Annotated in this window: 7 protein-coding genes, 1 pseudogene and 1 riboswitch; of the genes and pseudogenes, 7 read left to right on the forward strand and 1 reads right to left on the reverse strand. The window is 29.8% G+C overall.

What is annotated here, in order from left to right:
- A pseudogene (locus RWQ73_RS06880) lies at positions 1-3103 on the reverse strand (NEAT domain-containing protein); the annotation flags it as partial.
- Positions 3104-3698: 595 nt separating this feature from the next.
- Positions 3699-3796, forward strand: a riboswitch (TPP riboswitch).
- A gap of 138 nt (positions 3797-3934) precedes the next feature.
- Here RWQ73_RS06880 and tenA point away from each other — a divergent pair.
- The 7 genes from tenA to RWQ73_RS06915 all read left to right on the forward strand — a co-directional run.
- Entirely contained in the window at positions 3935-4615 is a 681-nt protein-coding gene (gene tenA, locus RWQ73_RS06885; RefSeq protein ID WP_314407574.1) for a thiaminase II, read from the forward strand.
- 3 nt (positions 4616-4618) lie between these two features.
- A complete protein-coding gene (thiD, locus tag RWQ73_RS06890) occupies positions 4619-5416 on the forward strand; it encodes a bifunctional hydroxymethylpyrimidine kinase/phosphomethylpyrimidine kinase (RefSeq protein WP_314407575.1) in 798 nt (265 codons plus the stop codon).
- Positions 5417-5418: 2 nt separating this feature from the next.
- Positions 5419-6201: a hydroxyethylthiazole kinase gene (gene thiM / locus RWQ73_RS06895; RefSeq protein ID WP_314407577.1), complete on the forward strand. Its 783-nt coding sequence runs from the start codon at positions 5419-5421 to the stop codon at positions 6199-6201.
- Between the two features lie 2 nt (positions 6202-6203).
- Positions 6204-6836: a thiamine phosphate synthase gene (gene thiE / locus RWQ73_RS06900; RefSeq protein WP_314407578.1), complete on the forward strand. Its 633-nt coding sequence runs from the start codon at positions 6204-6206 to the stop codon at positions 6834-6836.
- 216 nt (positions 6837-7052) lie between these two features.
- On the forward strand, positions 7053-7817 hold the full coding sequence (locus tag RWQ73_RS06905; RefSeq protein WP_314407580.1) for an alpha/beta hydrolase: 765 nt from the start codon (positions 7053-7055) through the stop codon (positions 7815-7817).
- A 476-nt stretch (positions 7818-8293) separates the two neighbouring features.
- The gene (locus tag RWQ73_RS06910) at positions 8294-9151 is read left to right on the forward strand and encodes a MetQ/NlpA family ABC transporter substrate-binding protein (protein WP_314085623.1); all 858 of its coding nucleotides are present in this window, start codon (positions 8294-8296) and stop codon (positions 9149-9151) included.
- 248 nt (positions 9152-9399) lie between these two features.
- Positions 9400-9919, forward strand: a 520-nt coding sequence (locus RWQ73_RS06915) for a prepilin peptidase (RefSeq protein WP_314407582.1), incomplete at its 3' end; no start/stop codon positions are given.

Here is a 9919-nt window from a genome sequence, read left to right on the forward strand (position 1 = left end):
CTAATCTTTCTTTTTCAAGACGAGCAGCTTCCTCTTTTTCTTTGGCAAGTTTTTCTTTTTCCGCCTGAGCTTTAGCAGCAGCTTCTTTTTCTAATCTTTCTTTTTCAAGACGAGCAGCTTCCTCTTTTTCTTTGGCAAGTTTTTCCGCTTCAGATAGTACTTCAGGTCTATTAATATTAGTAGTTATTACTAATTTAGCTTCAGGTCTAGAATTACCCATTCCATCGTTTGGCACTCTGATGTCATAACTATTTTTTACTTCTTTTTCTAGTTCTATTATTATTTTTTTATTAAAGTTTCCGATTTCTCCTGTTAAAGAATTTAAATCATCGTATTTATTCACTACAGAATAATTGAATTTTTCCTCATCAAGTTTATTTTTGAAAACATCAATTTCTAATAGATGTGAATGTATATTACCGAATAGCATTGTTTTTAAATCTATTTCTAAATATGTTTTTGTAGGAGTATAAATTAGTTTTCCTTTGTTTGTAAAAACATTATTCGCCATTGAAGTTTCATCAGGTCTATAGAATTTCTTAATAGAGTAGTCTATATCTTGAGTTGGATATTTATATGATAAATTGTTTAAAGATTCATACAATTCTTTTATATTATTTTGAAGTGATAAAGCGTCATTTAGAGAGTTATTTGTTTTTGAAACTAATGCTTTTAGTTCTTCTAATTTTTCTTTAGTTAATAATTGAGACAATATATCAGAGTTTACTATATTTGTTAAACTTTCAAAATTATTCTGTAAATATTTAAGATCTGTGTTTTTTTCTGATTTTAATTTTTTAAGATTAATATCGAGATTTTCTAAATGTAATACAATGCTTGATAAACTTGCTTTTGGTCTAGCTAGAGTTTTTTTGATTTTTTCAAGTTCAGCTTCAAGATTTGCTTTTGCAGTCGAAATTGTACTTGTATCTGAGAGTATTTTTTCTGTTTCGCTTACTTTATTATTCAACTCCATAATTTTTTCTTTTTTCAATATTTGAGAATCTTTTTCAGCAATAACAAAATAAGCTTCATCGCTATTTACATTAAATTCTATTCCTTTTTTAGAAGGTGTAGAAGGGATTAGACGAAGAGTTCCATTTTCGTAGATGTATACTTGTGTATTTGCGGTAGCTTCATATCCAGCGATATTAAGTGTAAATATTGGATTTTCATTAATGTTCCAACCATCTTTGTCAAGAGGAGTGAATTTAGAACCATCTTTTTTCGTTAAATCAAATTTAAAAGAATTAACTTTTGTTAGTCCTAGTTCTTGTACTTTGCTATCTAGAGTGTGATTCATGATTCTTTCGGAAACAGGAGTAGTTTTAATAACTACATCTTCATCTAATAAGAATTTATTTTTTGATGAAAGAGTTGCAGTATATTCTTTATTATTTATGTTTAATGTTGTTTCTGCTTTATCAAGAGTCTCTTTTTCGAAAGGAAGTATATAAGTTTTAGTTTCGCTGCCTTTAGAACCATTGATATTAAACGCTTTAACTTTAAGTGTTAGATTACCACCATTAGAAGTTATACCAGTTCCATTTTCAAAAGGATTAATATTAATTCCGTAATAAAATTCTGGTTTATGAGGATTTGCATTAGCAAATTTAATATCTGCATCTGCAGATTGGAAAGTTGGTTCACTTCCATCAATTGTGTATTTTATGTATCTTGTTAGTGTATTTATTAAATTATCTCGTTTAAAGGATACATCAATTGAATGATAATAATGCTTAGCTAATTTAAATTTTTTTCCACTTAGTCCGTTGTAAGGTGAATAGTTAATTCCATCTTTAGAAAAATCAAATTCTTGATTTGGATCGGAAGTCTTTTTAACAGTTGTTCCGTTTAAAGCTGCTTTAATTGAAAACAATTCAGGAGGCTCTACACTAGATTTATTTTTTATAACGACATTTTTATCATCCCAAGTAATAGTCCCATATTGTTTCACAATAGCAGCAGGATATTGGAAATCTCCGTAAATTACAACTTCTTTTTTGTTTGTAATTGGTATTTTTGCTTCTGATATTTCATAAACTGAATCAGTAGTATTAATTGTTTCAATTACTCTATTTGATACTGGTAACAGCAATTCAGAATCTTTTGCTTTTTGTATTTCTTTGTAGCTATATTTAATATTCTGCAAACCGTCGTTATTTTTACCTTTTCCAACTTTACTATAATAATTGAAAATTAAATATTCTTGATTACTTTCTTTTACTATTTTTGCGATAGTATCAACATTTTTTCTAACTTTAGGCGTTGCTATAGTGTTATCTTTTATATGGAGTTTTACATAAGTAGGATTTGTTGATTCTTCTTGTTTTGAATTTTTAGCAGTTAGAGTATTAAAATCAAATTTTAAAATCATATTTTGTGTTCCAGAAGCTGGATTAATTGAAGCCATAACAGGAACGAAAACTTGTGTATATGTCTCTAGTTTATTGTTTGAATCGATTTTATTTTTATCCACATTGTAGGCAACAGTTTTTGGATAAACAGTACGATTTGGGAATTGTTTTTTGTATGCATCTACAAATTTATCAGTTTCACTGGCACTATAATTCTCAACTATAGTTGAGTCTTTAAACTCGTTATTTTGAATTTCTTTACGATTTTCATGAGTTTTATCACCATCATAGTATTTTAAGTCTCCTAAGTAACCTGTAAGACCACCAAATGTGATAGGTTTAAATGAAACATTTACAGAATATTGACCATTTTTTACAATTAATTTTGTTTTATCATTGTCGATTGCAGCGGCAGCCATAGAAGGATTTTCCCCGTTGTCGAAGTTAATAGCTTCAGCAATAATTTTATATTCTCCATCTTTTAATGCTTTAACATCTTGTGGTACAGTAGCTGGTTCATCAGTTTTAGGAATAGCTGTTGCCGGCATTGCAGCTGTTGGAGTAGCTGTTGTTGTTGGCGTAGTTGGAGTAACAGCTGTAGGAGTAGTTGCTGTTGCCGAATTACTTGCAACAACAGGTGTTTCTGCTGCAAAAGCAAAGTTATCTTGATCACATGCTTCGATTGCCGCAATTGCTGAGAATATAGCTGTTGCGGATAGGACTTTTAATAATGTATTGTTTTTCATTTTCTATTTCCCTTCTTTCTTGTCTAAAAATGTACAAACTTTATCCACAATTTAGACACAATTAGTTTTGTAAAATTGGGAAAAATCCATGATGTTACTTTACTTTAGTAAGTAACTCTGAATTATTCCCAAAATGATGTTTATTTATTAATGAAAACAGCTAAATTGTGTATTTAATTAACAAGATTAACACGTTATATAGCATTATTCATTAGTGTTTTAATGAAATGAAAAATAAGGTAATTAATGTTGCTAATCTATTGTAATTCTGTAAGATTGATTTTTTAAAAAAACTTCAACATCTAATTTGTACGTCACTATTATATCATAGAAGATTGAATCAATAAAGATAAAAGTGATAATGAGTTTTATTTAAAATCAAAAATAAATAAAAATTACCATAAACATAAAATTATAGATTTAGTTCACAACTTCGCCATATTTTTATATATTTATTTAATTTATAAAATATAAAAATATTATTATTAAAATTTTTTGTTTTAATACAACATAATTTATATTATTCTTGTAACCCCTTAAATTAATTTGTTGACATTTATTTTTTTCTGTGCTACGATTTAAAAAGTAAATAGAATAAAATCACTGGGGGAGCCATTAGGCTGAGATAACATAGTTAGACCCTTTGACCTGAACTAGATAATGCTAGCGTAGGAAATGTGGATATGTATAATTTAGAATTATCTTTAGCGATAATACTCTATTAATAATATGATTTTCATGGTTCTCCTACGGTAGTGGGGGGCTTTTTTTGTTTGCTAATAGTGATAATATTTTTTGCTAAAACTTAATTACACTAAAGGGGGAATACCTATGAAACTTATTACCGAAATTATGGAGGAAAAAGCACTACCCATAGTTGACAAGATATATAATGATGGATTTATACAAGGTTTGATACGTGCTGATTTATCAGAGAAAGCTATCGAACATTATTTGAAAGCTGATGCGTTATATTTAGAAAATTTTAGTGATATTTATGCAATTCTATTAGCGAAGAGTAATGATAAGAATGAGAAAAATTTCTTTTTAGGACAAATTAATTTTGTGTTGAACGAAGAAATTGCGGCTCATAAAAACTTAGCTGATTACATAGGAAGGGACTATCGTGAAATAATAAAAGGTGGAGAATGGTATCCATCTGCAGACCATTATATAAAACATATGTATTATAATGTATTTGCATTTGGTATGGCAGAAGCGTTAAGTGCTATGGCACCATGTCCATGGATTTACAAAATGGTAGCTAGAAAAATTCTTGCTAATCATAATTTAGCAGAAGATCATCCATTAAAATTTTGGGTTGAGTTTTATGCTGATGGATTAGTTGATGAAGTACTTACTGAGTACTATAAAATAATAAATCGTGAAGCTGAATATCTTAGTGAAGAAGGAAAACAAAGATTGATTAAAAACTTCTTAGAAAGTTGTGAACATGAACGTCGTTTCTTTAATATGGCTTACACACAAGAACGTTGGGATTTAGAGGTGTAGGTTATGACAAAACTAAATATTGCTTTAACTATCGCTGGAACTGATCCAACGGGTGGAGCTGGTATAATGGCTGATTTAAAAAGTTTTCAAGCTCGTGAAGTTTACGGTATGGCTGTAGTTACTAGTGTAGTAGCTCAAAACACTTTAGGGGTTCAAATGATAAGAAACTTAGATTTAGATATATTAGAAGAACAACTAAAAAGTGTCTTTAATGATATAACACCTGACAGTATAAAAACCGGAATGATAGCAAATGCTGACATGATGAAATTGATTAAGAAATATTTACCAAAAGATATACCATATGTGGTAGATCCAGTCATGGTTGCAACAAGTGGAGATAAATTAATTGATGATGTCGCTAGAAAACATCTAAAAGAAGAAATCTTACCACTTGCGACAATTATTACTCCTAATGTTCCAGAAGCTGAAGAAATAGTAAATTTTAAAATAGTTACAGAAGATGATGTGAATCGTGCAGGTAAATTTATTATTAATGAAGTTGGATGCAAATCGGTAGTAATTAAAGGTGGGCACTTAACTGGTGAAGCAAAGGATTATTTATTCTTAAATGATGGTACAAAAAAAGTATGGACTAGCGAGAGATTTAAGACTAACCATACACACGGAACAGGTTGTACATTTTCAGCAGTTATTACAGCTGAATTAGCAAAAGGAAAAAGTATTGTAGAAGCAGTAGATATTGGGAAAAAATTCATAACTGCTGCAATAAAACATACACCAGAGATAGGTCATGGAAATGGGCCTGTAAATCATATAGCATATAAAGGAGAATTATAAGTATGACAAGTTTAAAATTATTAAAAGAAAAAGCACCATTGGTAATATGTATAACTAATGATGTGGTAAAAAACTTTACAGCAAATGGTTTAGTAGCACTTGGAGCATCACCAGCAATGAGTGAGTATCCAGAAGACTTGGAAGATTTACTAAAATATGCTGGAGGATTATTAATAAATATTGGTACTTTAACTGATGAAACATGGAAGCTATATCAAGATGCACTGAAAATTGCAGAAAAATATAATGTACCCGCAGTATTAGATCCAGTAGCATGTGGAGCAGGAGCATATAGAAAAAAAGTGGCAGATGATTTAATAAATAATTATAAACTTGCAGCTATTAGAGGGAATGCTGGCGAAATTGCATCTTTAGTTGGTATAAATGTAGCCTCAAAAGGAGTAGATAGCGCAGGAGTAGATAATATTGATGAAATTGCCTTAGCGGCGAACGCTAAGTTTAATATACCAGTAATAGTAACAGGTGAAGTTGATGCTATTGCAGTTGATGGAAAAGTAGTAACGATTCATAACGGAAGTGCAATGATGCCTAAAGTTATTGGAACAGGATGCTTATTAGGAGCTGTATTAGCAAGCTTTATTGGATTAGAGAAAGATGAAGAATTAAAATCACTAGAGACAGCTATGTTATCATATAATATTGCCGGGGAAATGGCGGAAAAACGTCCGAATGGTCATTTACCAGGAACATTTAAAGTTGAATTTATGAATGCATTATATGAAATTACTGATGAAGATATAGCTACATTTAAAAAGGTGAAGTAATTATGTTTAATAAAGAACTATTAAAACTATATTTTATTTGTGGAACTACTACTTGCCAAGGAAAAGACTTATATTCAGTGGTTGAAGAAGCTTTAAAAGGTGGAATTACTTTATTTCAATTTAGAGAAAAGGGTAAAGGTGCTTTAGAAGGTAAAGAAAAACTAGAATTAGCAATAAAACTACAAAATCTATGTAAAAAATATAATGTCCCATTTATAGTAAATGATGATATAGAATTAGCATTAGAAATCGATGCTGATGGGGTACATGTAGGGCAAGATGACCTTGGTGTTGATGAAATAAGAAAATTAATGCCGGATAAAATAATCGGTCTTTCTATAGGAAACGAAGAAGAATTAAAACAATCTAAAGTCGAATATGTAGATTATGTTGGAGTAGGTCCTGTATTCGTCACACAGTCAAAAGATGATGCAGGTGGTGCTATAGGTTATGAGGGACTTGAACTAATGAGAAAATTATTGCCAACTATGCCATTGGTCGCAATTGGTGGTATACAGACACAACATATTAAAGATATTATGAAGACAAACGTTGAGGGTGTTTCAATAATCTCAGCAATCTCATATTCAGATAATATTGAAAAAACAGTTCGTGAAATGATCGAACAATTCTAAAATTAGCCTCCAAAGGAAATCGCCTTTTAACGAAAGTTGAGAAGTGATAAAGAGAGTAGAATAAAAATCTTACCATATTTTTACTCTACTCTTTTTTAAATTTGTATGGTAGATAATTTTGTATCTAATCTTATACAATTATTTGATTATTAAAGCTATTAAGTATATAATTAGTGTGAAAAAAAGAATACTAAATATTGTGCAGGAGGAAATTTTATGACTAATATAGTGTTAATACATGGAACATGGTGTGATGGAACTGTCTGGGGAGAGTTTGTGGATGAATTAGAAAAATTAGGTTTAAAAGTATATACTCCAACTTTAAGATATCATGAATTGCCTTATGAGGAAGTAAAAGAAAAGGTAGCTAAAGTAAGTTTAGATGAGTTTACAGATGATATTGTTGAGTTAATAGAAACTCTAGATGAAGCTCCAATAGTACTGGGACATTCATTAGGAGGGCTTCTTGCTCAGAAAGTTGCTGTGAGAACAAAAGTTAAAGGTTTGGTATTAATGGGGACGGCTCCTGCTGCTGGAATTTTTGCTTTTTATCCAAGTATGGTAATTTGTTTCTATAAACATTTTCTACGTTGGGGATTTTGGAAAAAATCTATGCCGCCGTACAAACATGCATTCTACGATTATTGTATGAATAATCAGGATGAAGCGGACAAAGAAAGAGAATTCTCTAAATTAGTTCCGGAATCAGGTTTCACTTATTTCCAAATGGCATTACCATTTTTAGATAAGCAAAAAGGTGCATATATTGATTTTGGAAAAGTAAAAGAACCAGTACTGGTAATAACTGGAAGTGAAGATAAAATGGTACATCCAAATATTGCTAAAGCGACAGCTAAAAAATATAAGACTGCTACTTTAAGAATTATCGAAGGGTCAGATCATATGTACGAAGCTCCTAAATATCGAAGAAATACGATAGAAGTGATAGAAGAATGGTTACAGAATAATAAGCTAAAGTAGTAATTCTAAGAAGAAATAGTATTTTATATAAATGAAAAAGTAAATATCTATAAATTTTCAAAAAACTTTTTTAAAAAATTTTAAAAAACTGTTGACATTTTTATTTACTGATGATAATATAGAACTAAGTTAAAAATTACCGATATTCAAATAAGTACTTTATAGGAACTTTTACAGAGAGTGTGAGTAGGTGAAAGCACATAATGCAGATGATAGAGGAAAATGGTTTGAATGGTAAAAAAAGTGAGTTTTAAACACAAGCTTTTTTCGTAGGCGTTACGTTACAAACGCACATTCTATCGGATATATTCTAGATACATAGACGATGCAGTGGGAAAGTTCGTAGTTTACGAAAAAGTAAGGTGGTACCGTGAAATTAGTTTCGCCCTTATTCTCTTAGGAGAGTAAGGGTGTTTTTTTACGTAAAAATCACTAAAAAATATAATGAAATATAAAACAAAAGGAGAAAATTATAAATGAAAAAACTATTATTATTAGTATCAAGTTTCATACTTGGAATCATTTTAATCGGATGCTCAAGTGCATCAAAAACTGAGAAAAAAGGAATCGATGTTGATAAACTAGATCCTAGCAAACCTGTAACTGTAAAAGTTGGGGCTACTAACGTACCTCACGCAGTATTATTAGAGCACGTTGCTCCACAACTTGAAAAAGAAGGAATCAAATTAGATATCGTTACATACCAAGACTACTATGTACCAAACAAAACGTTAAATGATAAAGAAATCGATATTAACTACTTCCAACACGTACCATTCTTAAAAAATGCTATTAAAGAAAATGGATACAAAATTGAAGATGCTGGTGCAATTCACTTAGAACCAATCGGATTATACTCTAAAAAAGTTAAAAACGTTAAAGACCTTAAAGAAGGTGCTAAAGTATTAGTAAGTAACAACAAATCTGAATGGGGACGTGTAATTAAATTACTAGCTTCTGAAGGATTAGTAAAAGTTAAAGATGGTGTAGACCCAGTAACAGCTACTTTCGATGATATCGCTGAAAACCCTAAAAAATTACAATTCAGCTATGAAAATGATCCAGCATTAATGGTTAAATTCTACCAAAACGGTGAAGGAGACCTAGTTTCAATCAATGCTAACTTCGCAGTTGATGCAGGATTAAATGCAGCTACTGAGCCAGTTTTAGTAGAAAAAGCTACAGATGACAACCCATACGCAAACATCGTTGTTGTTCGTGAAGGAGATAAAGATAAACTTGTTGTTAAGAAACTTGTTGCAGCTTTAAAATCTGAAGAAACTCAAAAATTCATTAAAGAAAAATGGAATGGAGCAGTACTACCTGTTAAATAATTTCATTAATATACAAAAAGGCAGTTCGAAGGAGCTGTCTTTTTTTAAGTTCTGAGAGAAATGATAGCACACCAAATAACTAATAAAAGAAAATATATTCTTCAGATACTTTAAAATTATAATTGAGAAGTGTTTAAAAATACAAAAAAAATTTGAGGTAGTTATAACTAAGCTAGAATTTTATTCGCCCAATAAATTCATTTATGATAAAATATAATTGAAGGGTTATAAAGTAGGGGGAGATATTTATGGAAAGATACATATTTATTGTTATTGTAAGTCTTATTTTTGCTAGTGCGATAAAATGTTTGGTTGATAGTGAAAATAAGAAAGAGTTTCTATTTAGAAGAAGTTATTGTGCTAGTTGTCATCAAGAATTAAAAGCAGACGACTTAATTCCGATTTTTAGCTATTTATATAAAAAAGGTCGATGCAGTTACTGTAATCAAAAAATTCCATTAGATGTATTTTTGTACGAAATTTTTACTTTTATTACTATAATATTATTTATTATTTTTCAGAGAGAGTTTGTTTTTATTAGTTATATTGAAGTCAGTATATTTATTATTCTAATTTTTTTAGGAATAGAAGATGTGAAATCATTTGAAGTAAATGATGAGCTATTTTATCTTCTAATTATTTTAAATTTATCTTCTGTATGTATGCACTATTATTTATTTAACTTTTTAGATTTTATTTGTCTTATTGTTATATTTCATATATTATATATTTTCACAAGAGGTGGTTTAGGTTATGGCGACATAAAAG

Origin of the sequence: uncultured Gemella sp. (assembly GCF_963525875.1) — a bacterium.
In the GTDB taxonomy this organism is placed as follows: domain Bacteria; phylum Bacillota; class Bacilli; order Staphylococcales; family Gemellaceae; genus Gemella.